Source organism: Vannielia litorea, assembly GCF_900142295.1.
In the GTDB taxonomy this organism is placed as follows: domain Bacteria; phylum Pseudomonadota; class Alphaproteobacteria; order Rhodobacterales; family Rhodobacteraceae; genus Vannielia; species Vannielia litorea.
In genome coordinates this window covers 1,890,974-1,915,885 of record NZ_FSRL01000001.1, presented here as the reverse complement: position 1 = coordinate 1,915,885, position 24,912 = coordinate 1,890,974, and the positions used below count along the sequence as shown (strand labels likewise).

Annotated in this window: 28 protein-coding genes; 19 read left to right on the top strand and 9 right to left on the bottom strand. The window is 69.7% G+C overall.

Going from position 1 to position 24,912, the window contains the following annotated elements:
- Positions 1–21: 21 nt before the first annotated feature.
- On the bottom strand, positions 22–681 hold the full coding sequence (locus BUR94_RS09530; RefSeq protein ID WP_175570447.1) for a hypothetical protein: 660 nt from the start codon (positions 679–681) through the stop codon (positions 22–24).
- A 44-nt stretch (positions 682–725) separates the two neighbouring features.
- On the opposite strand from BUR94_RS09530, the gene BUR94_RS09525 reads away from it, so the two are divergent.
- Positions 726–1,700 carry an XdhC family protein gene (locus BUR94_RS09525; protein ID WP_074256020.1) on the top strand — a complete coding sequence of 325 codons (975 nt, stop codon included), beginning with the start codon at positions 726–728 and terminating at the stop codon, positions 1,698–1,700.
- A complete protein-coding gene (locus BUR94_RS09520; RefSeq protein WP_074256019.1) occupies positions 1,697–2,689 on the top strand; it encodes a molybdopterin-binding protein in 993 nt (330 codons plus the stop codon). Before BUR94_RS09525 ends, BUR94_RS09520 begins: the two co-directional genes overlap by 4 nt.
- Positions 2,690–2,791: 102 nt before the next feature.
- On the opposite strand, the gene infC is transcribed toward BUR94_RS09520, so the two are convergent.
- Positions 2,792–3,337, bottom strand: a complete 546-nt coding sequence (infC, locus tag BUR94_RS09515; protein WP_074256018.1) for a translation initiation factor IF-3 — start codon at positions 3,335–3,337, stop codon at positions 2,792–2,794.
- 230 nt (positions 3,338–3,567) lie between these two features.
- Between infC and BUR94_RS09510 the strand changes: the two genes are divergently transcribed.
- Entirely contained in the window at positions 3,568–4,356 is a 789-nt protein-coding gene (locus BUR94_RS09510) for a hypothetical protein (protein ID WP_074256017.1), read from the top strand.
- Positions 4,357–4,490: 134 nt separating this feature from the next.
- On the opposite strand, the gene BUR94_RS09505 is transcribed toward BUR94_RS09510, so the two are convergent.
- Both BUR94_RS09505 and BUR94_RS09500 read right to left on the bottom strand, forming a co-directional pair.
- Complete coding sequence (locus tag BUR94_RS09505; protein WP_074256016.1) at positions 4,491–6,341, bottom strand: ABC-F family ATP-binding cassette domain-containing protein; 1,851 nt, start codon at positions 6,339–6,341, stop codon at positions 4,491–4,493.
- A gap of 129 nt (positions 6,342–6,470) precedes the next feature.
- The gene (locus tag BUR94_RS09500; RefSeq protein WP_074256015.1) at positions 6,471–7,169 is read right to left on the bottom strand and encodes an SDR family oxidoreductase; all 699 of its coding nucleotides are present in this window, start codon (positions 7,167–7,169) and stop codon (positions 6,471–6,473) included.
- A gap of 109 nt (positions 7,170–7,278) precedes the next feature.
- Between BUR94_RS09500 and ndk the strand changes: the two genes are divergently transcribed.
- Positions 7,279–7,701 carry a nucleoside-diphosphate kinase gene (gene ndk / locus BUR94_RS09495; protein WP_074256014.1) on the top strand — a complete coding sequence of 141 codons (423 nt, stop codon included), beginning with the start codon at positions 7,279–7,281 and terminating at the stop codon, positions 7,699–7,701.
- A gap of 73 nt (positions 7,702–7,774) precedes the next feature.
- On the opposite strand, the gene BUR94_RS09490 is transcribed toward ndk, so the two are convergent.
- On the bottom strand, positions 7,775–8,698 hold the full coding sequence (locus BUR94_RS09490; protein ID WP_074256013.1) for a calcium/sodium antiporter: 924 nt from the start codon (positions 8,696–8,698) through the stop codon (positions 7,775–7,777).
- 123 nt (positions 8,699–8,821) lie between these two features.
- On the opposite strand from BUR94_RS09490, the gene BUR94_RS09485 reads away from it, so the two are divergent.
- From BUR94_RS09485 to BUR94_RS09430, 12 genes are all read left to right on the top strand, one after another.
- On the top strand, positions 8,822–11,614 hold the full coding sequence (locus tag BUR94_RS09485) for a [protein-PII] uridylyltransferase family protein (RefSeq protein ID WP_074256012.1): 2,793 nt from the start codon (positions 8,822–8,824) through the stop codon (positions 11,612–11,614).
- Positions 11,598–11,876: a hypothetical protein gene (locus BUR94_RS09480; RefSeq protein WP_074256011.1), complete on the top strand. Its 279-nt coding sequence runs from the start codon at positions 11,598–11,600 to the stop codon at positions 11,874–11,876. The genes BUR94_RS09485 and BUR94_RS09480 overlap by 17 nt, the downstream gene beginning before the upstream one ends.
- A gap of 236 nt (positions 11,877–12,112) precedes the next feature.
- Positions 12,113–12,478, top strand: coding sequence for an NADH-quinone oxidoreductase subunit A (locus tag BUR94_RS09475; RefSeq protein ID WP_074256010.1), 366 nt, complete (start codon positions 12,113–12,115; stop codon positions 12,476–12,478).
- Positions 12,469–13,056, top strand: coding sequence for a NuoB/complex I 20 kDa subunit family protein (locus tag BUR94_RS09470; RefSeq protein ID WP_245794415.1), 588 nt, complete (start codon positions 12,469–12,471; stop codon positions 13,054–13,056). The genes BUR94_RS09475 and BUR94_RS09470 overlap by 10 nt, the downstream gene beginning before the upstream one ends.
- Positions 13,057–13,068: 12 nt before the next feature.
- Positions 13,069–13,683: an NADH-quinone oxidoreductase subunit C gene (locus tag BUR94_RS09465; RefSeq protein ID WP_074256009.1), complete on the top strand. Its 615-nt coding sequence runs from the start codon at positions 13,069–13,071 to the stop codon at positions 13,681–13,683.
- A gap of 2 nt (positions 13,684–13,685) precedes the next feature.
- The gene (locus BUR94_RS09460) at positions 13,686–14,582 is read left to right on the top strand and encodes a sulfotransferase family protein (protein WP_074256008.1); all 897 of its coding nucleotides are present in this window, start codon (positions 13,686–13,688) and stop codon (positions 14,580–14,582) included.
- 3 nt (positions 14,583–14,585) lie between these two features.
- Positions 14,586–15,803 (top strand): NADH-quinone oxidoreductase subunit D, encoded by a 1,218-nt coding sequence (locus BUR94_RS09455; RefSeq protein WP_074256007.1) that lies wholly within the window; start codon positions 14,586–14,588, stop codon positions 15,801–15,803.
- Between the two features lie 4 nt (positions 15,804–15,807).
- Complete coding sequence (locus BUR94_RS09450) at positions 15,808–16,017, top strand: hypothetical protein (protein WP_074256006.1); 210 nt, start codon at positions 15,808–15,810, stop codon at positions 16,015–16,017.
- A gap of 8 nt (positions 16,018–16,025) precedes the next feature.
- A complete protein-coding gene (locus BUR94_RS09445; RefSeq protein ID WP_074256005.1) occupies positions 16,026–16,562 on the top strand; it encodes a hypothetical protein in 537 nt (178 codons plus the stop codon).
- Positions 16,562–17,914 carry an NADH-quinone oxidoreductase subunit E gene (locus tag BUR94_RS09440; protein WP_074256004.1) on the top strand — a complete coding sequence of 451 codons (1,353 nt, stop codon included), beginning with the start codon at positions 16,562–16,564 and terminating at the stop codon, positions 17,912–17,914. Before BUR94_RS09445 ends, BUR94_RS09440 begins: the two co-directional genes overlap by 1 nt.
- 10 nt (positions 17,915–17,924) lie before the next feature.
- A complete protein-coding gene (locus BUR94_RS09435; RefSeq protein ID WP_074256003.1) occupies positions 17,925–18,134 on the top strand; it encodes a DUF5337 family protein in 210 nt (69 codons plus the stop codon).
- A 36-nt stretch (positions 18,135–18,170) separates the two neighbouring features.
- On the top strand, positions 18,171–18,590 hold the full coding sequence (locus BUR94_RS09430; protein ID WP_074256002.1) for a DUF1499 domain-containing protein: 420 nt from the start codon (positions 18,171–18,173) through the stop codon (positions 18,588–18,590).
- Here the strand turns inward: BUR94_RS09430 and BUR94_RS09425 are convergent.
- Positions 18,523–18,810, bottom strand: coding sequence for a hypothetical protein (locus BUR94_RS09425; protein WP_074256001.1), 288 nt, complete (start codon positions 18,808–18,810; stop codon positions 18,523–18,525). The genes BUR94_RS09430 and BUR94_RS09425 overlap by 68 nt on opposite strands.
- 60 nt (positions 18,811–18,870) lie before the next feature.
- On the opposite strand from BUR94_RS09425, the gene prfA reads away from it, so the two are divergent.
- The 3 genes from prfA to BUR94_RS09410 all read left to right on the top strand — a co-directional run bounded on the left by prfA (position 18,871) and on the right by BUR94_RS09410 (position 21,543).
- Entirely contained in the window at positions 18,871–19,926 is a 1,056-nt protein-coding gene (gene prfA / locus BUR94_RS09420; RefSeq protein WP_074256000.1) for a peptide chain release factor 1, read from the top strand.
- Positions 19,923–20,750, top strand: coding sequence for a peptide chain release factor N(5)-glutamine methyltransferase (gene prmC, locus BUR94_RS09415; RefSeq protein WP_074255999.1), 828 nt, complete (start codon positions 19,923–19,925; stop codon positions 20,748–20,750). Before prfA ends, prmC begins: the two co-directional genes overlap by 4 nt.
- Positions 20,751–20,964: 214 nt before the next feature.
- Positions 20,965–21,543, top strand: coding sequence for a DUF4167 domain-containing protein (locus BUR94_RS09410; protein ID WP_074255998.1), 579 nt, complete (start codon positions 20,965–20,967; stop codon positions 21,541–21,543).
- Between the two features lie 115 nt (positions 21,544–21,658).
- Here BUR94_RS09410 and rsmA read toward each other — a convergent pair whose 3' ends face one another.
- The 3 genes from rsmA to BUR94_RS09395 are packed head-to-tail and all read right to left on the bottom strand — an operon-like array spanning position 21,659 to position 24,834.
- Positions 21,659–22,498 carry a 16S rRNA (adenine(1518)-N(6)/adenine(1519)-N(6))-dimethyltransferase RsmA gene (gene rsmA / locus BUR94_RS09405; protein WP_074255997.1) on the bottom strand — a complete coding sequence of 280 codons (840 nt, stop codon included), beginning with the start codon at positions 22,496–22,498 and terminating at the stop codon, positions 21,659–21,661.
- Positions 22,485–23,498: a 4-hydroxythreonine-4-phosphate dehydrogenase PdxA gene (gene pdxA, locus BUR94_RS09400; protein WP_074255996.1), complete on the bottom strand. Its 1,014-nt coding sequence runs from the start codon at positions 23,496–23,498 to the stop codon at positions 22,485–22,487. Before pdxA ends, rsmA begins: the two co-directional genes overlap by 14 nt.
- Entirely contained in the window at positions 23,476–24,834 is a 1,359-nt protein-coding gene (locus BUR94_RS09395; RefSeq protein ID WP_074255995.1) for a peptidylprolyl isomerase, read from the bottom strand. The genes pdxA and BUR94_RS09395 overlap by 23 nt, the downstream gene beginning before the upstream one ends.
- Between the last annotated feature and the right edge of the window lie 78 nt (positions 24,835–24,912).

The window sequence follows — 24,912 nt, the reverse complement described above, 5'->3', positions numbered from 1 at the left end:
TTTTGTGCGACCTGAGGGCCTTCAGCCGGGCGGGCAGTGGGCGTCGCGCTCAACGAGGGGGTCGAAGAAGACGCGGGCGCGAAAACTGCCGTTGGTCTCCAGCAGGGGGGCCACCAGCAGCACCGGCTTGCCGGGCAGGCATTGCAGGGCGCCTGCAAAGGGGTAACCCGGGTTGAGAGGCCAGCTGACAAGGCTCCAGGGCGGAGCGCCGAAGCCTGCGCGCAGCACCTGCTCCCAAGCCTCGCCATGTGCGCGCCAGCCGCGCCGCGTGGGCGCGGCCTCGCGGATCTCGCAACCGGTCCATTCGGTGCCCTTCTGGTGAAGGGTCAGCACCAGCGCCCGGTCCTCGCTGTAAAAAGCGTAGACCTTTTGGTCCGGCAGGCCGAAGGCGAAGGGGGCGGGGGGCAGGTTCTGCACGGGCGCGAGGCTCTGCAGGGTCAGCGCCTCGGTGCAGGCGAGGAGCGGCGCGCTCCAGCTGGGGCCGACCGGCTCAGCGCGCACTGCTCCGATGCCGGCAGCGAGGGCGGCCAGAACAGCCACGGCGCGGCGGGTGAGCGGATTGGCGGGCACGGGCGGGCGGTTCTTTCTGTCGCGGATACGGGTCTCATCAGAGCGGTTGGGGGCGGGTTTGGCAAGGCTGGTCCCCGCGCGGGCGACATGCGACCAAGGTGGGCGAGACATTTGCGCGGGAAGTGCTAGGTTTCGCCGGCGAGGAGGGCCGCGTGATGGCTGAGATTTCCGACAACATTCCTGCCGTGGCGCTGGGCTGGCACCGGGCCGGCAAGGGCGCGGTGCTGGCGACGGTGGTGGAGACCTGGGGCTCTGCGCCACGGCCCGTGGGGGCGCATCTGGCGATCAGCGGCGCGGGCGAGCTGGCGGGCTCGGTCTCGGGCGGCTGCGTGGAGGGCGCGGTGGTGGCCGAGGCCTTTGCGCTGCTTGAGAGCGGCGGCAGCAAGCTCCTGACCTATGGCGTGAGCGATGACGAGGCCTTCGGTGTGGGGCTGGCCTGCGGCGGCACCATAAGGATCATGGTGCGCCCGGTCGGCGCCGGGATCTCGGAGGAGGATCTGGCCGAGGTGGTGGCGGCGATGGAGGCGCGGCGGCCGGTGGCCTATGTGGTCGATACCGAAACTTGGGCCGCGCGGGTGAGCGGACCGGAGGACTTTGCCCGGAGGTTCCGGGCCGATCGCTCCGGCTTCGAGGAAGATGGCACGACCTTTGTCAGCATCCACAACCCGCCGCTGCGGATGGCGGTGGTGGGGGCGGTGCATATCGCGCAGTTCCTGGTGCCGATGGCGCAGATGGCCGGCTACGACCTTTTCGTGGTGGACCCGCGCGAGGCCTTCGCCAGCGCGGCGCGCTTTCCCGACACCGCGCTCAGCCACGACTGGCCGGACGAGGCGCTGAAGGGCTGGGGGCTCGATGCGCGGACGGCGGTGGTGACACTGACCCATGACCCCAAGATCGACGATCCGGCGATCCGGGTGGCGCTGGGGTCGGAGTGCTTTTACCTCGGTTGCCTCGGCTCGACGCGGACCCACGGCAAGCGGCTGGACCGGCTGCGCGAGGCGGGCGTGAGTGAGGGCGACCTGGCCCGCATCCATGCGCCGGTGGGGCTGGACATCGGAGCCAAGAGCCCGGCGGAGATCGCGGTTTCGGTGCTCGCACAGGTGACCGAAGTGCTGCGGGGGAGCAGGTGAAGTTCGGCCCGGTTCCGCTGCGCGAGGCCCTGGGCGCGGTGCTGGCCCATTCGGTGCGGGCGGGCGGGCGCGTGCTGAAGAAGGGCGCGGTGCTGGGGCCCGAGGCCCTTGCGGCGCTGGAGGCCGAAGGGCTTGGCGAGGTGATCGTGGCGCGGCTGGAGCCGGGCGACGTGGCCGAGAACGTGGCGGCGGAGGCACTGGCGAAGGCGGTGCAGGGCGCGGGGCTGACGCTGACGGCGGCGCACACCGGCCGGGTGAACCTCAAGGCGAAGGGGCCGGGGGTGCTGGTGGTCGATGCGGCCAGGGTGCAGGCGATCAACGCGGTCGATCCGGGGATCACCCTGGCGACGCTGGCGCCCTATACGCGGGTCACGCCGGGGCTGTTGGCGGGCACGGTGAAGATGATCCCCTATGCCGTGCCCGCCGCGGCGCTCGAGGCGGCCTGCGCGGTGGCGGCGGGCGCGATGCGGGTGGCACCGGTGGTGCTTGGCCGCGCGGCGGTGGTGCTGACGGAGGTGCCCGGGCAGAAGTCTTCGATCACCGAGAAGGGCCGCGCCGCCGTGGTGGGGCGGCTCGACGCGCTGGGGATCGCGGTGGCGGCGGTGGAGGTGGTGGCCCATGAGCCGGGCGCGGTGGCGCAGGCCCTGGGGCGGCTGGAGGCCGACCTGGTGCTGATCCTGACCGGCTCGGCCACCTCGGATACCCATGACGTGGCCCCGCAGGCCCTGCGCGAGGCGGGCGGACGGGTGGACCGCTTCGGGATGCCGGTGGACCCCGGAAACCTGTTGTTTCTCGGGGCCTTGCCGGGCGAAGTTCCGGTGATCGGCCTGCCGGGCTGCGCCCGCTCGCCGGCGCTGAACGGGGCCGACTGGGTGCTGGAGCGGGTGGCCTGCGGCATGGCACCGGGGCCCGACGCGTTTGCCGCGATGGGGGTGGGCGGGTTGCTGAAGGAAATCCCGATCCGGCCGCAACCGCGGGAGGGGCGGTAGGGGCGCGGGGTTGGCTGCGCCCTGCGGGGCGGATGGCTGGCTTGCGCCGGGCATGAAAAAGGGCGGCCCCGGGCCGCCCTGTCGATCGCGAGGATCAGGCGCTCACTTGGGGAGCGGGTTGATCATCATGACCATCTGACGACCTTCCATCTTGGGCATGGACTCGATCTTGCCCAGTTCCTTGACGTCTTCGGCCACGCGCTCCAGCAGATCGCGCCCGATGTCCTGGTGGGCCATCTCGCGCCCGCGGAACCGCAGGGTGATCTTTACCTTGTCGCCGTTCTCGAGGAACTTGAACACCGAGCGCATCTTCACTTCGTAGTCGTGGGTGTCGGTGTTGGGGCGGAACTTGATTTCCTTGATCTCGATGATCTTCTGTTTCTTCCGCGCCTCGGCCTCTTTCTTCTGGGTCTCGTACTTGAACTTGCCGAAATCCATGATCTTGCACACCGGCGGGGTGGCATTGGGCGAGATCTCGACCAGATCGAGGCCGACCTGTTCGGCGAGCTCCATCGCGCGCTGGGGCGTGACGACCCCGACGTTTTGTCCTTCGTGTCCGATCAGTCGGATCTCGGGCCCCGTGATGCGTTCATTGACGCGAGGGCCTGTGTCGCGCGTCGGCGGGGCGTTGTGGGGTCTGCGGGCTATGGGATGTCTCCTGTGTCAGCCGAAGTTCAATGGCGCGCAAAATAGACGCGCGGAAAGCGCGGTTCAAGCGGATTGCGGGGCAGGCGGGCGGCGCGGGGCCAAACAGGCCCCATGCGGCGGAGCGGCGCGGGAAATGCCGCGCTGCCGCAATGTCGCTTTTCAATCGCGCGGCGAGGGCATAGGATGGGGCGGGCCTTTGAAAAGGCAAGTGCGGGACAAGGAAGAATCCAATGGATAGCAAGATGATCGGCGGCATTGTTGTCGTCGCCCTGGCGATTGGCGGTTACATCTACGCGACCCAGGGTGGCGAAGAGGCGATGCCGGACACGACCGAGGCTGCGGCCGAGGCCACCGAGGCAACCGAGGAGGCTGCGGCCGAGGGCGAGAGCGCCATCGAGGAAGCCGTCGAGACCGTGGTGGAAGAGACCACCGAGGCCGCCGATGCGGTGACCGAGGCGGCCGAAGAGGCCGCTGGCGAGGCGATGGAGGCCGTGGAAGGCGCGGCCGACGCGGCCGCCGAGACCGCCGAGGAGGTGGTTGAAGAGACAGCGACTGCCGTGGAAGCGGCGGGCGATGCGGCCAATGCGGCGATGGACCAGGCCGCCGAGGCGGTGGAAGCTGCCGAAGAGGGCGCCACCGAGGCTGCCTCCGAGGCGATGGAAGCGGCATCGGAGTCGATGGAAGCCGCCGCCGACGCGATGGACGAGGCCGCCGAGGCCGTGGAAGGCGCGACCGATGCTGCCGCCGCGACCACCGAAGCCGCGACCGACACCGCGACCACCGAGGCCGCGACCGACACTGCCGCGGCAACCGCCGAGGCTGCCGAGGGCATGGACCTGACCGCGCTCACCGCCGAGGGCTTCGACCTCGACAAGGTGAAGGAGATGATCGAGGGCTCCGACCTCGGCCAGCTTCAGAAGACCGCGCTGGTGAAGGCCGTGGAAGCTGCCAAGGACAACCCCGAGGCGCTGACCGGCGCGCTGGACAGCGTGAAGGAAGCGCTGGGCCTAGAAGGCTGAACGCGGCGCGGCGGGATGCGGTGGGGTCTGCCCAGCTCGCAGCCCGACCGGGTGACAGAACATGAGGAAGCCCGCACCACCTGGTGCGGGCTTTTTCTTTTCAGGGGTTTGGCGGCGCAGGGTGAGGTGATGCTTCAGGCGGCGGCCTGGGCGGATTCGAGCTTTTCGCCCACGCTGACCCAGATCGCCTCGGCGCGTTGCAGACCTTCCATCACCTCGGCATATTTGGCGTTCCAGGTGGCCAGTTCGCCCTTGCGGGCGTCTTCGTAGAGGTCGGGGTCGGCCAGCTTGGTGGCGAGCTTGTCGCGCATCTCCTCGAGCTTGGCGATGCGGGCCTCGGCCTTCTTCAACTCGGACTTCAGGGCCTGGATATCGGCCTGGCTGACACGCTTCTGGGGCTTGGGCTTGTCCTTCGAGGGCTTTTCGGGGGAGGCCAGCAGCAGGCGGCGGTACGCCTCGAGATCGTCCTCGAAGGGGGTCACGGTGCCCGCGTCGACCAGCCAGAGCCGGTCGGCGACATGGGCGAGCAGGTGCATGTCGTGGGACACCAGCACCACGGCGCCGGTGTAGGCGGTGAGGGCCTCGACCAGCGCCTCGCGGCTTTCCATGTCGAGGTGGTTTGTGGGCTCGTCCAGGATCAGCATGTGGGGCGCCTCGAGCGTGGCCAGAAGCAGCGAGAGCCGCGCCTTCTGGCCGCCGGAGAGCTTGCCCACGGGGGTTTCGGCCTGGGCGGCCATCACCCCGAAGCCCGCGAGCCGGGTGCGGTGCTTGCCGGGCAGCTCGCCGGGCTTGAGGCGGCGGAGGTGCTCCAGCGGGGTTTCCTCGGGGCGCAGCTCGTCGAGCTGGTGCTGGGCGAAGTAGCCGATGCGCAGCTTGCGGGCCGAGATCATGCGACCGGAGAGGGCTTCAAGTTTGCCCGCCAGGAGCTTGGAAAGCGTGGATTTTCCCTGCCCGTTGCGCCCCAGGAGGGCGATCCGGTCGTCCTGGTCGATGCGCAGGGAGAGCCGTTGCAGGACGGGTGTGCCGTCATAGCCCACGGCGGCGCCCTCCATGTTGATGATGGGAGGCGACAGCTCCTCGGGCTCGGGGAAGGTGAAGGCCTTCAGCGCGGCCTCCTGGGGCGTGCTGATCGGCTTGAGGCGGGCCAGCATCTTGAGGCGCGACTGGGCCTGCACGGCCTTGGACGCCTTGGCGCGGAAGCGGTCGACGAAGCTTTGCAGGTGGGCGCGGCGGGCCTCCTGCTTGCGATTCTCGGCATCCGCCACGGCGAGGCGGGCGGCCCGGGTTTCGGCGAAGGTGTCGTAATTGCCCTGGTAGAAGGTCAGCTTGCGGTCTTCGAGATGCAGGATGCCGCCGACGGCGCGGTTCAGGAGGCCCCGGTCGTGGGAAATGACGATGACCGTGTGGGGGTATTTCGCCAGGTAGGCCTCGAGCCAGAGCGCGCCTTCGAGGTCGAGGTAGTTGGTGGGCTCGTCGAGCAGCAGCAGGTCGGGCTGGGAGAAGAGCACGGCGGCCAGCGCCACGCGCATCCGCCAGCCGCCGGAGAAATCGGCGCAGGGGCGCTGCTGGTCGTCGTGCGAGAAGCCCAGGCCCGAGAGGATCGAGGCGGCGCGGGCCTCGGCGGACCAGGCGTCGATGTCGGCCAGCCGGGTTTGCACCTCGGCGATGCGATGCGGGTCGGTGGCGGTTTCGGCCTCGGCGAGCAGGGCGGCGCGCTCGGTGTCGGCGGCCAGCACGGTGGTGATGAGCGAGTCGTCGGTGGCGGGCGCCTCTTGCGCGACGCCGCCGATGCGGGCGCGGGTGGGCAGGGAGATCTCGCCGCCTTCGAGCGCCAGCTCGCCGCGGATCAGGCGGAAGAGGGTTGTCTTGCCCGTGCCGTTGCGCCCGACGAGGCCGACCTTGTGGCCCTCGGGGATGGTCGCGGAGGCGTGCTCGAAGAGCGGGCGGCCTTCCATGGCGAAGGATATGTCGGAGATGCGCAGCATGGGGGGCGAGGTAGCAGGGTTGTGGCGTGGGGGGAAGCGGGGTTGTTGGGGACGAGACCGGGAGCGGGGGCCAGCCCCCCGGACCCCCCGGGATATTCTCAGGACCAATGAGGAGCTTGCGGAGGGGGGTCAGGGGGCGATGTGCTGGCCGTCCCAGGCGAAGAGATTGCCGCTGTGTTCGGGGGTGGTGCCCTCGATGACGCGCCAGAGGTGGGCGGCGCTTTCGGCGGGGGTGAAGACTGTGGGCGCGGTGCCCCGGTAGGGCTGGGAGAGCGGGGTGGCGACGGTGCCGGGGTGCAGGCCGATCAGCCGGGCCTGCGGGTGGGTGCGGGCGAGTTCGATGGAAAACGTGCGGATGACCTGGTTCAGCGCGGCCTTGGAGGCGCGGTAGCTGACCCAGCCACCGAGCGCGTTGTCGGAGATGGAGCCCACGCGGGCCGAGAGGGCCGCGGCGAAGGCGGGCGTGTTGCGCGGCAGGCGGGGGAGGAAATGCTTGAGGATGGTGGCGGGCAGGATGCAGTTGACCCGGTAGACCTCGGCCATGGCCTGCGGGTCGAGGGCCTTGAGGGTTTTCTCGGGGGCATAGGCCTCGGTGTGGAGCGTGCCGGTGGTGATGAGCAGGCCGGAGATCTCGGGAAGGGTCTTGGCCAGGGCGGCGAGGGCGGGCTCGTCGGCAGCGTCGATCCGGTGGTGGGTGGCGCCATCGGGGGCGTCCGGCTGGCGCGTGACGACGTGCACGGGCGGCGCGCCGGGCGCGGCGAGGGCGGACTGGGCCATGGCGCGGCCGATGTGGCCGGCGCCGAAGACGAGGAGGGGGGCGGTGCTCATGCAGGCCAAGGTAGGGCGCAGACGGGGGCTTTCAAAAGCCTGTGGCCCATGTTACCGGGGCCGCGATTTATCGACCGGGCAGGCTGCCCGGCCAGCAAGGAGACGCCCCATGGCCACCGAACGCACGCTTTCCATCATCAAGCCCGACGCCACCCGCCGCAACCTGACCGGCAAGATCAACGCCAAGTTCGAGGAGGCCGGTCTGCGGATCGTCGCCCAGAAGCGGATCAAGCTCTCGATGGAGCAGGCCGGCAAGTTCTACGAGGTGCATGCCGCCCGTCCGTTCTACGGCGAGCTCTGCGAGTTCATGGCCTCCGAGCCGGTGGTGGTGCAGGTGCTGGAGGGCGAGGGCGCCATCCTGAAGAACCGCGAAGTGATGGGCGCGACCAACCCCGCCGATGCCGCGCCGGGCACGATCCGCGCCGAGTTTGCCGAGTCGGTCGGCGAGAACTCCGTGCACGGCTCGGACGCGCCCGAGACCGCCGCCCAGGAGATCGCCTTCTTCTTCTCCGGCCTCGAGCTGGTGGGCTGATCGCGGGTCTGACCGGATCAGGAGATTGGAAAGGGCGCCGGTCGGGCGCCCTTTTTGATTCAGGCAGGTTGGGTCAGGCGGGCAGGAGCCAGACGAGGTAGGCCGCGTAGGGGGCCAGCAGCAGGCTGCCCTCGGCGCGGGTGACCCGCCAGCCGGTGGTGGCGAGAAAGAGCATCAGCGCGGTGGCGGCCAGCATCACCAGCGCGTCGGGGATCATCGCGGAGGCGTCCAGCGGGGCGGGCGAGAGCAGGGCCGTGGCGCCGAGGATGCCCAGGATGTTGTAGATGTTGGAGCCCAGCACGTTGCCGAGCGCCAGCTCGGGCTGACCCTTTCGGGCGGCCATGATCGAGGTCACCAGTTCGGGCAGCGAGGTGCCGACGGCGACGATGGTGAGCCCGATCACCGCCTCGGAGACCCCGGCCCATTGGGCAAGCTCGACGGCGCCCGAGACGAGGAAGCGCGCGCCCAGCACGGTGAGCGCGATGCCCACGGCGGTGAGGCCGAGGGCGGCGAGCGGGGAGAGGCGGGCGGTGCTGTCGTCGATCTCGGCGGGCTCTGCGGCCTCGGACTTCCATGCGAGGTAGAGGTAGGCCACGAGGCCCGCGAGCAGGATCACCCCCGAGAGCCGGGTGAAGCTGCCGGTGAAGGCCAGCCCGAGGCAGGCCAGGGTCGCCAGCATCACCGCCGCGCCGTCGCGCATCAGCGCCGCGCGGGCGACGACGATGGGCGCCATCAGCGCCGCGGCGCCGAGGATCAGCAGGCTGTTGGCGATGTTGGAACCGATGACGTTGCCGAGGGCGATGTCGGGCGCGCCGGAGAAGGTGGCCTGGAGCGAGGTGAAGAGCTCGGGCGTGGAGGTGCCGAAGCCCACCACGGTGAGGCCGATGAAGAGCGGGGAGAGGCCGAGGCGGAGCGACAGGGCGATCGCGCCGCGCAGCAGGACCTCGCCGCCGAGGATCAGCAGCGTGAGGCCGGCGGCCAGGGTGAGGAGAAGCATGTGAGGTGAGCCTCGCGGGGGTGGTAGGGCGGATATCGGGAGTGGCCGGGGGGCGCGCAAGTGGCGGGCGAGAGATTATTTGCGCCCCGTTGACCGGGGCGTGCAGGCGGGAGATGAAGGCGCATGGATTTTGCCGCACAGATCACCCGCCTGCCGATCGCCGTTGACGAGACCGCCGCCACCCGCGCCCGGGAGGCGAATGGCTGGGCCGGGGGGGACATGGCGCGGCTCATCGGCGGAACCGCAGGCTCCTCGCCCTATCTCGCCGGGTTGATCGAGCGGGAGGGCCAGTGGCTTTCGGAGGCCGTGGCGGGGCCGGTCGACGGGGTGATTCCGGGGTTGATGGCGGCGGCGGGCGAGGGCGACCCGGCGGGGGCCCTGCGGCAGGCCAAGCGGCGGCTCGCGCTCTTTACCGCGCTGGCCGACCTGGCCGGGATCTGGCCGCTGGAGAAGGTCACCGGCGCGCTCGCCGATTTTGCCGACCGCGCGGTGCAGGTGGCCTGGCGGCATGCGCTGGAGCAGGAGGCCGCTCGGCGCAAGTCGGTGCTGGAGCCCGAAGACGTGGACGACGATCTCTGCGGCATCTTCATCCTTGCCATGGGCAAGATGGGGGCGGGGGAGTTGAACTACTCCTCCGACATCGACCTGATCGTGCTCTTCGACCAGGATCGCTGGCCCGAGCGGGATCCGCACGAGCTGCGCGCGAGCCTTGTGCGCGCCACACGCGAGGCGGCCAAGCTGCTCAGTGACAACACGGCGGAGGGCTATGTCTTCCGGACCGACCTGCGGCTGCGGCCCGATCCGAGCGTCACGCCGGTGTGCCTGTCGATGGAGGCCGCCGAGCGCTACTACGAGAGCGTGGGCCGCACCTGGGAGCGGGCCGCCCACATCAAGGCGCGGGTCTGCGCGGGGGACCTGCGGGAGGGCGCGGGCTACCTGGAGCGGCTCCGGCCCTTCATCTGGCGCAAGCACCTCGACTTTGCCGCGATCCAGGATGCGCATGACATGCGGCTGGCGATCCGGGAGCACAAGGGGCTGCACGGCACCGCGCTGGAGGGGCGCGACCTGAAGCTGGGGCGGGGCGGGATCCGGGAGATCGAGTTCTTCACCCAGACCCGGCAGATCATCGCCGGCGGGCGCGACCCGGAGCTGCGGGTGCGCGGCACGGTGGAGGGGCTGGCGCGGCTGGCCGAGAAGGGCTGGGTCGGCGAGGAGGAGGCTGCGCAGCTGAGCGCGGATTACCGGGCGCACCGGGAGCTGGAGCATCGGATCCAGATGGTGCACGACCAGCAGACCCATGCGCTGCCCAAGGATGCCGCCGGGATCGAGCGGATCGCCCGGCTGTCGGGCGAGGGCGACACGCAGGCCTTTCGTGCCGGTCTGGAGGCCCGGCTGGGCCGGGTGGCCAAGCTGGCCGAGGGCTTCTTTGCGCCCGGCAAGAAGCGCCAGCAGGAGGACGGGCCGGAGTGGGGCGAGGCGGCGCGCGAGATCATGGATCGCTGGAAGGGCTACAACGCCTTCCGGTCGACCCGCGCGGGCGAGCTCTTTGCCCGCATCCGCCCCGAGTTGATGGAACGGCTGGCTGGCGCGGCACGGCCCGAGGAGGCGCTGACGGCCTTCGACGGGTTTCTGCGGGGCCTGCCTGCGGGGATCCAGATCTTCTCGCTCTTTGCGGCCAACCCGCAGCTTCTGGGCCTGATCGTGGACATCTGCGCCACCGCGCCGGAGCTGGCGGAATACCTCAGCCGTAACGCGGGCGTGCTCGACGCGGTGATCGGCGGAGACTTCTTTGCCGACTGGCCGGACGCGGCGACGCTGGAGGCCTCGCTCTCGGCCGAGATGGCGCGGGCGGGGGACTACGAGGGCAAGCTCGACACGGCGCGGCGCTGGGCCAAGGAGTGGCATTTCAGGATCGGGGTGCATCTGCTGCGGGGCCATGCCGATGCGCTGGTCTCGGGCGAGCAATACGCGCTGCTGGCGGAGGCGGTGTTGCGGGCCGTCTACCCGGTGGTGGAGGCCGAGCACGCGCGCCGCCACGGCGCGGCGCCGGGGCGCGGCGCGGTGGTGCTGGGCATGGGCTCGCTGGGCGCGGGCTGGCTGAACGCCCGGTCGGACCTCGACCTGATCATGATCTACGATGCCAACGGGGCGGAGGCGAGCGACGGCGCGCGGCCGCTGACCGCCGGGGCGTGGTATGCGCGGCTCACCAAGGCGCTGGTCACGGCGCTGACGGCGCTGATGGCCGAGGGTCGGCTTTACGAGGTGGACATGCGGCTCAGGCCCTCGGGCAATGCCGGGCCGGTGGCCACCTCGCTCTCGGCCTTCGCGGCCTACCAGCGCGAGGAGGCCTGGACCTGGGAGCACCTGGCGCTGACCCGGGCGCGGGTGATCTGCGGGGCGGAGGCGCTGGCGCGCGAGGTCGAGGCGGTGCGCTGCGAGGTGCTGGCCGCGCCGAAGGACCGTGCGAGGGTGCTGGCCGACGTGGCCGAGATGCGGGCGCGGATCTTCGATGCCAAGGGATCGGGCGGCGGGCTGGAGGCCAAGATCGGGCCGGGCCGGATGCAGGACATCGAACTGACGGCCCAGGCGGCGGCCCTGCTGGCGGGCCTGCCGGCACGGCGGCTCGACGACCAGCTTGCCGGGGCCGAGGGCTGGCTGGGCGAGGGGGCCGGGGTGCTTGCGCAGAGCTACGCGCTGCTGCGGCAGGTGCAGGGTTGTTCCCGGCTGCTCACGGCGGGGGCGCTGGAACCGGAGGCCCTGGGCCAGGGCGCACGCGCGCTGCTGGCCCGGGAGACCGGGGTGGAGGGGCTGGAGGCGCTCTCCGACCGGGTGGACGAGGCGGCCCGGGGGGCGGCCAAGGTGATCGAGGGCGCGCTGGGTGGCGCCGAAAGGGGGGACGATGGGCGAGAGGGATGAGACGGCGCGGTTCGACCGGAAGGGGCTGATGCGCGAGGCCTACCGGATGGAGGGCGTGGGCGAGAGCGAGGCAAGGTCGATCTTTCTGGACTGGGCGTTGAGCCTGCCGGACGACACCGAGCAGCCGATGGCCCTGCGGGCGATGTGGGCGCACTACGGCAAGGGTGCCCCGGAGCACCCGATGAGCGTGGTTCTGAAGGCCGCCATGGAGCAGAGGGCGGAGCCGAAGCGTCGCGGGGGGTGGCGCGGGCGGCGGTCGTAGAGTGGCGCCCCGTCCCGAAGGGCCGCGCCGGGCGGTTTTCAAGGACGGTCCGGCCCGGGTGGCCGGTCTGCCCTGGCGGCGGCGCAGGGTGGCGTACAGCGGCAAAAAGCCCCGGACTTTGAAGGCGCTCTTGGTTGACCCCTCCGGGGTGCGGGAGTAAGACCTGACACAGCCACGATGCGCGTGCCCGGGGCCGCCTCGGCCTGCACGTGCAGCACGCGAGAAAGGAGCCGGCTTTGGACGCTTTGCTCAGGGAATACCTGCCCATCGTCATCTTCATCGCGATCGCCATCGGCCTCGGGGTGGTGCTGATCCTTGCCGCGGCCGTTCTGGCGGTGCGAAACCCCGACGCGGAGAAGGTGAGCGCCTACGAATGCGGCTTCAACGCCTTCGACGACGCCCGGATGAAGTTCGATGTGCGGTTCTACCTCGTTTCGATCCTTTTCATCATCTTCGATCTCGAGATCGCCTTCCTGTTTCCCTGGGCTGTGGCCTTTGCCGACATGAGCATGCTGGCCTTCTGGTCGATGATGGTGTTCCTCGCCGTGCTGACGGTGGGCTTTGCCTATGAATGGAAGAAGGGGGCGCTGGAATGGGAGTGACGACCAAGCCGGAGAGCCCGCTGGCCCCGCCGCAGGTGCAGGGCGAACTTGCTCCCTATGGCGCCATTACCGCCGGGGCCGACAAGGAAGTGGCCGTGCAGTCGCTCAACCGCGATTTGCAGGACAAGGGCTTTCTGCTCACCTCGACGGAAGACCTGATCAACTGGGCCCGCACCGGAAGCCTGCACTGGATGACCTTCGGGCTCGCCTGCTGCGCGGTGGAGATGATGCACACCTCGATGCCGCGCTACGATGCCGAGCGTTTCGGGATCGCGCCGCGCGCCTCGCCGCGCCAGAGCGACGTGATGATCGTGGCCGGGACGCTGACCAACAAGATGGCCCCTGCGCTGCGCAAGGTCTATGACCAGATGCCCGAGCCGCGCTACGTGATCTCTATGGGCTCCTGCGCCAACGGCGGCGGCTACTACCACTACAGCTACTCGGTGGTGCGCGGCTGCGACCGGATCGTGCCGGTCGACATCTACGTGCCAGGCTGCCCGCCGACGGCGGAGGCCCTGCTCTACGGGCTGCTGCAGCTCCAGCGCCGCATCCGCCGCACCGGCACCCTCGTTCGCTGAAAAGGACCGCCCATGTCTGACGCCCTGAACGAACTCGGCCAGCACCTCGAGGCCCGCCGCACCGATTGCGTGCTGGGGTGGGATGTGGCCTTTGGCGAGCTGAACGTCGATGTGGCCCCATCGAACCTGCCGGGGTTCGTGGAGTTCCTGAAGGCCGACGCCAACTGCCGCTTTTCCACGCTGGTCGACATAACTGCCGTGGACTACCCCGAGCGGGACAAGCGGTTTGACGTGGTCTACCACTTCCTCAGCATGTACCAGAACCAGCGCATCCGCCTGCGGGTGGCCGTGCGCGAGGACGAGATGGTGCCCTCGATCGTGGGCCAGCACCCGAGCGCCAACTGGTTCGAGCGCGAGGTCTTCGACATGTTCGGGATCATGTTCTCGGGCCATCCCGACCTGCGCCGCCTGCTCACCGATTACGGCTTTCGCGGCCATCCGCTGCGCAAGGACTTTCCGACCACGGGCTACGTGGAGCTGCGCTACGACGAGGTCGAGAAGCGGGTGGTCTACGAGCCGGTGAAGCTGACGCAGGATTACCGCCAGTTCGATTTCATGAGCCCCTGGGAGGGCGCCGAATACATCCTGCCCGGTGACGAGAAGAAGGCCGAAGAGGCCAAGGGCTGAGCGTGGGCGAGCGGGCGACACTGCTTTACGGCATCGGCGCGCCGAGGACCGGCACGAGCTGGCTCTACGGCTTTCTGGATGCACATCCGCAGTGTGCGATGCCCGTGGCCAAGGAGATGCACTACTGGGATACGGTCGAGGGCATGAACCCCGACTGGCAGAAGGATGCCGTGGTGGCCCAGATCGGGCGGCTGCGGGACCGGATCGCCCGCGTGGACTCGGGCGAGGAGGAGGGCCGCTTGCCGCGCCTGCGCCGGAGGCTGCGCCAGATGGAGCGCTGGCTGGCGGTGCTGGTGATCGGCGCCCGCGACCCGCGCGCCTATGTCGACATTCTCTATGAGGGCGCCGAGGACGCGAAGCTGGTGGCCGACATCACGCCCGCCTATTGCCTGCTGCCGCAGAAGCGGCTGCGCGAGATGGCCGAGGTGGTGCCGGAGACGCGGTTCCTGTTCCTGATGCGCGATCCGGTGGATCGGTACTGGAGCCAGTGCCGGTTCATGGCTGGCCGCCGCGCCGCACGGGCCGGGCAGGGCAACACCGAGGAGGTGGCGCGCCAGCTGCTCGACAAGGCATTGCGCGGCGAGAATGCCGACATCGCCCAGAGGGGCGACTACACGGCGGTGCTGGCCAAGCTGGCCGCCCTGCCGAAGGAGCGGGTGATGTGCGGGTTCTACGAAGACCTGTTCAAGCCCGGCTCGGTGCGCGCGCTCTGCGATTTTCTCGGGATCGACCGGGTGAAGGTTAACCTGAACGAGAAGGTGAACGCCGGCCCGGAGGTGGAGCTCGACGAGCCGCGCCGGGCGGCATTGCAACGGATGCTGGCCCCGCAATACGCGGCGGTGGCCGAAGAGATGGGGGCGCTTCCGGAAGCCTGGCAGCGCAACATGGAAAGGGTCTGACCGATGGATGGCAAGGGCTTTGACGACGCGCTGACCGGCGAGCAGAAGATCCGCAACTTCAACATCAACTTCGGCCCGCAACACCCTGCGGCGCACGGGGTCTTGCGGCTGGTCCTGGAGCTCGACGGCGAGATCGTGGAGCGCTGCGACCCGCATATCGGGCTGCTGCACCGGGGCACCGAGAAGCTGATGGAGAGCCGGACCTACCTGCAGAACCTGCCCTATCTCGACCGGCTCGACTACGTCGCCCCGATGAACCAGGAGCACGCCTGGTGCCTTGCGATCGAGAAGCTGACGGGCGTGGAGGTGCCGCGCCGGGCCTCGCTGATCCGGGTGCTCTTCTCGGAGATCGGGCGCGTCCTGAACCACCTGCTGAACGTCACGACGCAGGCGATGGACGTGGGCGCGCTGACCCCGCCGCTCTGGGGCTTCGAGGAGCGCGAAGACCTGATGATCTTCTACGAACGGGCTTGCGGCGCGCGGCTGCACGCGGCCTATTTCCGGCCCGGCGGCGTGCATCAGGATCTGCCGCCCGAGTTGCTCGACGATATCGAGACCTGGGCGAAGAAGTTTCCGAACCGGCTCGACGATATCGACGGGCTGCTCACCGAGAACCGCATCTTCAAGCAGCGCAACGCCGATATCGGCGTGGTCTCCCAGCAGGAGGCGCTGGACTGGGGCTATTCGGGCGTGATGGTGCGCGGGTCGGGCATGGCCTGGGACCTGCGCCGCGCCCAGCCCTACGAGTGCTACGACGAGTTCGAGTTCCAGATCCCGATCGGCAAGAATGGCGATTGCTACGACCGGTACCTCGTGCGGATGGAGGAGATGCGGCAATCGACCAGCATTATCCTGCAGGCCATCGACAAGCTGCGCGCGCCCGAAGGGCAGGGCGACGTGCTGGCGCGGGGCAAGATCACCCCGCCGCCGCGGGCCGAGATGAAGCGCTCGATGGAGGCGCTGATCCACCACTTCAAGCTCTACACCGAGGGGTTCCACGTGCCCGAGGGCGAGGTCTATTGCGCGGTGGAGGCGCCGAAGGGCGAGTTCGGCGTGTATCTCAAGGCCGATGGCACCAACAAACCCTACCGAGCCAAGCTGCGCGCGCCGGGCTACCTGCACCTGCAGAGCATGGATCACATCGCCAAGGGCCACCAGTTGGCCGACATCGCCGCGATCATCGGGACGATGGATATCGTGTTCGGCGAGGTAGATCGCTGAGCCGATGATGCCTGTGCTCGTGTTTCTCCTGATGCTGGTCGCATCGCTCTCGGTCACGATCTTCGTGGCCAGGCGGGTGCCGTCGGCGCTGACGGCCTATCCGCTGGGGATCCTGGCCGGAGGCGCGACCTTCGTGGCGCTGTTCCTGCTCTTCACCTTTACGCTCTCCTTCGCGCTGCTGAACGAGATGCCCATGTTTCCCCGTGCGGAATAGGGCGGGGCATGGGCTGGCCGGGGGGCAACATGGTGCTGGCGGGCTCGACGCTGGTGGCGGCGATCTTCGTGGCGGTGCAGGCCTTCTATGCCCGCACCTCCTTTGTCGCCGCCCAGGAGTCGCGGTTGCTGGAAAAGAAGCTGGATCTCTGCTTCGAGACCTTCGACGCCGCCGCCGCGCTGGATGCGGCGCTGAGGCAGGTGGCGCCGGGGCCGGGGCTGGACGAGCACTGGCCGCCGGAGATCGTGGTGGAGAGCGAGGCACGGCTGACCGCCTTGCAGCGCAGCGTCGTGCCGCGGCTTGACGCGCTCCAGAGCGAGCTGGCCAAGGCCGAGATCCTTGGCCCGCTCGACAAGTATCGCGCCTACCTGGCGCAACAGCTGGAGGGCCTCAGCAAGCGCCTTCTGGACATTCCCGCCGGCCAGATCGGCGAAGGCGGGTTGACGGATGACAACCGCGCGGTCATTGCCGCGTTGAGCGAATTTCTGGGCGCGCAATACACGGTGTTCACCGGCTGCCGCCTGGTTGCGGAAGGAGAGGTTTGATGCTGCGCCGCCTGTACCACGATCAGCCCGAGAGTTTTGCCTTTACCCCGGCCAACCGGAAGTGGGCGGAGGCGCAGATCACCAAGTACCCGGAGGGGCGGCAGGCGAGTGCCGTCATCCCGCTGTTGTGGCGGGCGCAGGAGCAGGAGGGGTGGCTGACCCGTCCGGCGATCGAGCATGTTGCGGACATGCTGGGCATGGCCGATATCCGGGTGCTGGAGGTGGCGTCTTTCTACTTCATGTTCCAGCTGCAACCCGTTGGCAGCGTTGCGCATATCCAGGTTTGCGGCACGACGAGCTGCATGATCTGCGGCGCCGAGGACCTGATCGCGGTGTGCCGCGAGAAGATCGCCGCGAACCCGCATGAGATCTCGGAAGATGGCAAGCTGAGCTGGGAGGAGGTCGAGTGCCTGGGCGCCTGCGCGAACGCGCCGATGGCCCAGATCGGCAAGGATTATTACGAGGATCTGACGGCCGCCCGCTTTGGCGAGATCATCGAAGAACTGCGCGCCGGCAAGGTGCCGGTGCCGGGGCCGCAGAACGGGCGCTATGCCGCCGAGCCGCTCTCCGGGCTCACCTCGCTCACCGAGCATGACAGCGGCAAAACCAAGTACAACGCCTCTGTGCAGCTGGCCACCGACCTGGGCGACACCGTCAAGCGGATCGACGGCACCGAGGTTCCGCTGCTCACGCCCTGGAGCGGCAAGAACGCGACGCCGACCTCGAAGGCCCGCGCGGAGGCGGCCGCCAAGGCGGGCAAGCCGGCCAAGGCGGAGAGCCCGAAATCCTCGGTTCGGCAGGACGCGGAGGCGAAGAAGAAGCCCGCCCCCAAGGCCGAGCAGGCCGAGGCCGAGGCCGACAGGGAGAAGGTCAAGGGCGCGGGCGATGCCGAGCGCAAGGCCGATGCGGGCAAGGACGCCAAGGATGCCAAGGGTCAGGCCACCGCGCCGAGCGGCGGCGCCGGAGAGGACAGCACCTCGCGCGACGGCGGACAGGCCAGCGAGGCAAAGGCGGCCAAGCCGGGCCCGAAGGCGGGGGGAGCCAGCGAGACAGCTGCCGGTCCGGGCACCAAGCCCGCCACGCTCACCGAGGCCCGTGCTGGCAAGCCTGACAACCTGAAGGCCATCAAGGGCGTGGGTCCGAAGCTGGAAAAGCTCCTGAATTCCATGGGGTTCTACCACTTCGACCAGGTCGCCAACTGGAGCGAGGACGAGCTCGACTGGGTGGACCAGAATCTTGAAGGCTTCAAGGGTCGGGCCCGCCGGGACGACTGGGTGAGCCAGGCCAAGGTTCTGGCCGAGGGTGGCGAGACCGAGTTTTCGGGCCGGGTGAAGAAGGGCGACGTTTACTGATGCGGGCGCTGTGACTCCGGAAGAGGAACGGGCCTTTGCCCGGATGGGGCGGCGCATGGCGCTGCTCATCGCGGCGGCGGGGGTGCTGGCGGTGCTGGCGCCCTGGCTGGTGGTGAAGCTCGGCCTCGCGCCGAGATACGAGATCTTCTTCTACCTTGTGGCCATGGCCTGCTTTGTCTTTGCCATGGTGAACCTCGCCGTGATGTGGCGCCGCCGCTAGAGGCTGCACATCGGGGTGGCAATGCAGGAGCGGGCCATGTTCTGGGCGCTTGTTTCGATCGGGGTGGGGCTGATGGTCCTTGGGCTTGCGGTGCGGCTCTGGCCGATCCCCGAGGCGCGGCTGGCCGGGCGGCCCGGCCCTGACGCTGCGGGGTGGCACGCGATGGAGGGCGGCGCCAAGCTGGTGATCCCCGGCGCGCCCGGCGATGCGGAGGCACGGCTCAAGAAGGTGGCGCTCGATGACCTGCGCACCGTCTCGCCGCGCGAAGGCACCTATGTGACACGCTCGGTGATCTGGCAGTTCCCCGATGTGACACGGGTCTGGCGCGACGGTGCGGGCGCGCTGCACATCCACGCCCATCTGGTCATCGGGCGCGGCGACTTCGGGGTCAACCGGAAGAGGCTGGAGCGCTGGATTGCCGAGGCTGGACTGGCCGGGGCAGCAGGGACGAGCTGAGGCAGTTGGGCCGGATCTCGCGCCACATCGGCACGTTCAGCGACATCTGGCACTGCGCGGTGAAGCTGCGGCCGCCCACCGTGAGGCAGATCTGTTCGCCCAGCTCCACGCGGCTGCCCTGGGTATCGGTACAGTAGCAATCCACGGTCTTGCCGGCTGCATCGACCGGGCCGGCGGAGAGGCCGGCAAGGGCGAGCGAGAGGGCGAGAAGCCGTTTCATTCCGAGAGCATAGCACGGGGCCGCTCTTGACCAAAGCGCGATGATGAGGGAGAGGGGGCCATGGTTTCGGAAGAGCGACTGGCAGAGATCACGGCCCGTTTCGAGTATCTCGAGGCGCGGATGAACGCGGGCGTCAGCGGCGAGGAGATCGCCCGGCTGGGGCGCGAGTATGCCGAGTTGAAGCCGGTGGTCGCCGAGATCGCGGCCTGGCGGCAGGTGCGGGCCGACATCGCCGAGGCGGAGGCCATGCTGCGCGACCCGGAGATGGCGGAGCTGGCCGAGGAGGAGTTGCCTGCGCTGAAGGAGCGGCTGCCGGAGATCGAGCAGAACCTCCAGATCGCGCTGTTGCCCAGGGATGCCGCGGATGCGCGGCCCGCGATCCTGGAGATCCGCCCCGGCACGGGGGGCGAGGAGGCGGCGCTTTTTGCCGGTGACCTGCTGCGGATGTATCAGCGCTACGCCGAGAGCCAGGGTTGGGGGTTCGAGCTGCTGGAGCTGGCCGAGACCGAGCTGGGCGGCGTGAAGGAGGCGGTGGCCCATGTGAAGGGCGAAGGGGTCTTTGCGCGGCTGAAGTTCGAGAGCGGGGTGCACCGGGTGCAGCGGGTGCCCGAGACCGAGAGCGGCGGGCGGATCCACACCAGCGCGGCGACGGTGGCGGTGCTGCCCGAGGCGGAGGAGGTGGATATCGAGATCCCGGCCTCGGACATCCGGATCGACACGATGCGGGCCAGCGGCGCTGGCGGGCAGCATGTGAACACAACCGATTCGGCGGTGCGGATCACCCATCTGCCGACCGGTGTGGTGGTGACCTCGAGCGAGAAGAGCCAGCACCGCAACCGCGAGATCGCCATGCAGGTGCTGCGCACGCGGCTCTACGACCTTGAGCGCAGCCGCGTGGAGGGCGCGCGGAGCGCCGACCGCAAGGCGCAGGTGGGCTCGGGAGACCGCAGCGAGCGGATAAGGACCTACAATTTTCCGCAGGGGCGCGTGACCGATCACCGCATCAACCTGACGCTCTATGCGATCGACCGGGTGATGCAGGGCGAGCTGGGCGAGATCGTCGAGGCGCTGGTGGCCGAGGATCAGGCCCGCAAGCTGGCGGAGCTGGGCGGGTGAGCACCGTCGGCGCGGGGCTGCGCCGGGTGGCGGATCTCCTGGCGGGCGCGGGCATCGGGGATGCGCCGCGCGAGGCCTCGATGCTGCTGGCGGAGGCCCTGGGCGTGGAACGGGACAGGCTCGCGCTGCGGCGCGACGAGCTGCTCGACGCAGAGGCCCTGGCCCGCGCCGAGGCGCTGGCGGCGCGGCGGGCGGGCGGTGAACCGATGAGCCACATTCGCGGCTGGCGGGAGTTCTGGGGGCGCCGGTTCAAGGTGGACGCGCGGGTGCTGGACCCGCGCCCGGAGACCGAAGTTCTCGTGGCGGCGGCGCTGGAAGAGCCCTTTGGAGACGTGCTGGACCTCGGCTCAGGATCGGGCTGTATCCTTTTGACATTGCTTGCAGAACGCCAACAGGCGAGGGGCGTTGGCACCGATGTATCCGGCGCGGCGCTGGAGGTTGCGCGAGAGAACGCGCGGGCGCTCGGGCTGGAGCGACGGGCCGGGTTCATCGAGACCGATTGGTGCGCAGGGCTGCGCGGGCGCTTCGACCTGATCGTGTCCAACCCGCCCTATATCGCCGAGGCGGAAATGGCCGGCTTGCAGCGCGAGTTGGCCCATGAGCCGCGCGGGGCGCTGACCGACGGGGGCGACGGGCTTTCGGCCTATCGCGCGATTGCCGGCGGGCTGGGCGACCGGCTGGCGAAGGGCGGGCGGGTGCTGGTGGAGATCGGGCCGACGCAGGGCCGAGCGGTCAGCGCGCTGTTCGATGCCGTCGGGCTGGCAGATATCCGGGTGCTGCCCGACCTCGACGGGCGCGACAGGGTGGTGGCGGCGCGGGGCTGAACCGGCGGCAGAACGCCGCAGACCGCCCGGCTTGCACCGCATTCGGGTGATTTTTTGCTTGTAACGGGCTGAAAGCCCCATATAACCAATGAACAGAGGCGCGGTGCTCGGGCACACCCCCTCTCGCTGTCATCCAATCGCCGACCGGATCATTTCGAGACCGCAACCGCGGTCGGGTCGTGCAAGAACCGCAACAAGGCGGATTGTAGTATACATGAGATCTTCCAAGTCACGCTCGCGTTCCAAGGGGAACCGCTCGCGCTCTATGGGCAACATCGTCAACCGGGTCTTCGACAGTTCGGGGCCGGAGGGCAAGGTGCGCGGCACGCCGCAGCAGATCATCGACAAGTACCAGCAGTTGCACCGCGACGCACAGCTCGGCAATGACCGGGTGGCGGCGGAGAACTTCCAGCAGCACGCCGAGCATTACATCCGTATGCTGGGCGAGGCGCAGCGGGAGCAGGAAAGCCGCCAGCAGCAGCAGGGCAACAACAACCAGCAGAACCAGGGTGGCGGCCAGGACCGTCAGCAGGGGGATGACGGCAACCAGGGTGGTGGCAACCAGGGTGGCGGCTACGGCAACCAGGGCGGCCAGGACGACCGGGCGCAGGAGCGCAAGAGCGGCGGCTCCGACGTGATGGACGTAATGGACACCGACGAGAGCGACAGCGGGCTGGTGGAAACGCCCGAAAGCAAGCCGCAGAAGCCGCGCCGCAAGCGCACCCGCAAGCCGGCCGCGGAGAGCGGCGGCGAAGGCGGTGGTGCCTCGCAGGAGGCCAACGCGGCAGAGTGAGCCGTTCGGCTTGAAGAATTCGAGGGCGTGTCCGGCGGGCGCGCCCTTTTTCGTTGCGGATGGGGGTGCCGTGCGCGGGCTGTGCCCACGACACCCCACCCGCCATCCCGTTGGTTCAGCCCTGGAGCGCGCGGGCGAGAGCGGCGAAGCGTTCGATGGAGACAGTTTCGGCCCGGTCGGTGGGCGCGATGCCGGCCTCCTCGAGCTTGTCCTCGATCCGGGGGTGCAGGCCCTTGAGCGCGGCGCGCAGCATCTTGCGGCGCTGGTTGAAGGCCTTGGCGACCACGCGCTCCATCACCCCCGGGTCGGCGGGGAAGGCGGGCGCGGGGCGGGGCGTGAGGTGGACCACGGCAGAGGAGACCTTGGGCGGAGGCGTGAAGGCCTCTGGCGGCAGCGACAGGGCGATGCGGGCTTCGGCCTTCCACTGGGCGAGCACGGCGAGGCGTCCGTAGGCCTTGCCGCCCGGCTGGGCCACGATGCGCTCGGCGACCTCGCGCTGGAACATCAGGGTGAGGCTCTGCCAGTAGGGCGGCCAGACCTGCGGGGTCAGCCAGCGGATCAGCAGCTCGGTGCCGACGTTGTAGGGCAGGTTGGCCACGACATGGATGGGGCCGGTGAGGTGCTGGAGCGGATCGACCTCGAGCGCGTCGCCCTCGATCACCGTGAGCCGGTCCGGGTAGGCCTCGGCGATCTCGGCCAGGGCGGGGAGGCAGCGGCTGTCCTTTTCGATCGCCAGCACGCGGCGGGCGCCGTTGGCCAGCAGGCCGCGGGTCAGCCCACCGGGACCGGGGCCGACCTCTAGCACATCGGCCTGGCTCAGGTCGCCCGGGATGCGGGCGATGCGGGCGGTCAGGTTGAGATCGAGCAGGAAGTTCTGGCCCAGCGATTTTTTGGCCGCAAGCCCGTGGGTGGCGATGACCTCGCGCAGGGGAGGGAGGCCGTCAATCTGCGCCATGGGTGCTCCGGGCGGTGGCCATCTCGGCGGCCATCTGGAGGGCGCCGATCAGGGAGGCGGGGTTGGCGGTGCCGGTGCCCGCGATGTCGTAGGCGGTGCCGTGGTCGGGCGAGGTGCGGATGAAGGGCAGCCCGAGGGTGACGTTGACGGCGCTGTCGAAGGCCAGCGTCTTGGCCGGGATCAGCGCCTGGTCGTGATACATGCAGAGCGCCGCGTCGTAGCGGGCGCGGGCGGCGGGGTGGAACATGGTGTCGGCGGGCAGGGGGCCGGTGATGTCGAGCCCTTCCTTGCGGAGGTCGGCCAGGGTGTGCTCGATCCAGTCGAGCTCTTCGGTGCCGATCTTGCCGCCTTCGCCCGCGTGGGGGTTGAGGCCCGCCACGGCGAGGCGGGGGGCTGGGAGGCCAAAGTGCTGCCGCAGGGCGGCGGCGGTGATGCGGAGGGTCTCGGTGAGCAGGCCGGGCGTGAGCGCCGCGGGCACATCGGCCAGGGGGATGTGGATGGTGACCGGAACCGCGCGCAGCTCGGGCGAGGCGAGCATCATCACCGGGCGATGGCTGCCGCCTGCGAGATGGGCCAGAAACTCGGTGTGGCCGGGAAAGGCGAATCCGGCCCCCTCGATCAGGGCCAGCTTGGAGATCGGGCAGGTGCAGAGCGCGGCGGCCGCGCCGGATTGCACCTCTGCCACGGCGCGCTCGATGGCGGCGATGGTTCCGGCGGCATCGGCCGGGTCGGGTGTGCCGGGGGTGCTGGCGCCGGCGAAGTCGATCTCGATCACCGGGAGGGCGGTGGCGGCGACGGCGGGGGCCTCTGCGGTGGAGGAGACCAGCGCGGTGGGCAGGCCCTCGGGCAGGTGACGGCGGGCGCCGATATAGGCGAAGGGCTGGCTGTCGCGCAGCCTTGCCCAGGCCTTGGCGGCGATTTCCGGACCGATGCCCGCCGGATCGCCGCAGGACAGGGCGATCGGGCGGGGCGAGCCGTCAGGGGTAGGTGATGATGGCATCGGCCTTCAGCTCGGCGAGGTAGCCGTCGGCGTAGCCCGCCACGATCTGGTTGATCAGGCGTTCGCGCACGGCGCGGCGCTCGACTTCGGGCACGCCGGCGACGGTGGGATCCTCCTGCTCTTCGGCGGCGGGAGGCGCTTCGCCCTCGGTGCCGGGCGCGGCGGCCGCGGCGGCGCCGGTGCCGGCGGGGCTGTCATCGGCCAGGACGGCGGTGGTGCGGCCGCAGAGCATGAGGAAGACCAGCGCGTTGCCCGAGGTCAGCGCGGTGGAGCTCTCGCCCGCGTCGAGCTTGGCCAGCTCCAGCGCGATGTCGCGCGGTACGTCGGCGGCGGCGCGGGTTTCGCGGGTGAGCATCTCGGGGGGCAGCCCCTTGGCGATGCCGTAGAGGTCATCGCAGGCATCGACGCGTGCCTTGATCTTGGCGGCGCGGGTCAGCGCCTCTTCGCTGCGGCCACCGGGGATGAGGAAGCGGGCATATTCGAGCGCCACGGTCTCTTCGCCGGGGTCCTCGCTGTCGATGAGGCGGCGCAGCTGGAAGATGGCGATGGCGTTGGGGATCGGGAAGGGCTCTGTCACGCCGCCGGGGGGCAGGGTGAGGAAGGCCTGGGCGATCTGGCCGGGCAGGTTGCCGATCGGCACCGGCTCGGGCACGCGGCCGCCGCGGGCGCGGGAGGGCGAGGCGGAGTAGCGGCGGGCGGCGGAGGAGAAGGCGGCCTCGGACATGGTGGTGCCGCCAAGCTCGGCAGCCAGGCGCTCGGCCTGGGCGGCGGCGGCGGGGGTGTTGGCGGGGATGATGATCTCGGCGAAGTCGACCAGAACGCCGCCGCCGCGCCGGGAGGTTGCGGAAATGGCGTGCTGGATGTCGTTCTCGGTGACCTGGGCGCGGGCAAGCTCCGCGAAGCGCTGGCCCACCACCTGACGCCAGAGCAGGCCGGCGGCCACGAAATCGCGGAAGCTCTCGCGTGCGACGCCTGCGCCGGCGAGGGCCTGGAGGAACTCCTCGCGCGTGAGGTTGGCCCGGGAGGCGAATTCGGCCTCGCCTTCCTGGATCTGCTCCTCGGTGACTTCAAGGCCCAGCTGGTCGGCGGCGATGAAGCGGAGGCGGTCGTCGACGAGGCCGTCGAGGGCCTCCTTCTCGAGGTCGCCGGGGGTGCGGAACAGCTTGAGCATGATGATGCGCTGCTGCACCTCGAAGTTGGTCACCGCCTTGCCGTTGACCACGACGACCGGCTTGAAGAGGTCGGTGGAGGCGACCTGCGCGGTGGCCGGCGCGGCGAGGGCCGTGAGGGTGGCCAGCGCGAGGCCGGCGAAGAGGTGCTTGAGGTGTTGGATCATGGCTGCCCGCCTGATGTTCTCTTGGTTGTTCGGGTTCTTATCGCAAAGGTGCGGGGGTTTGTCATCCCAAGAAGGCGT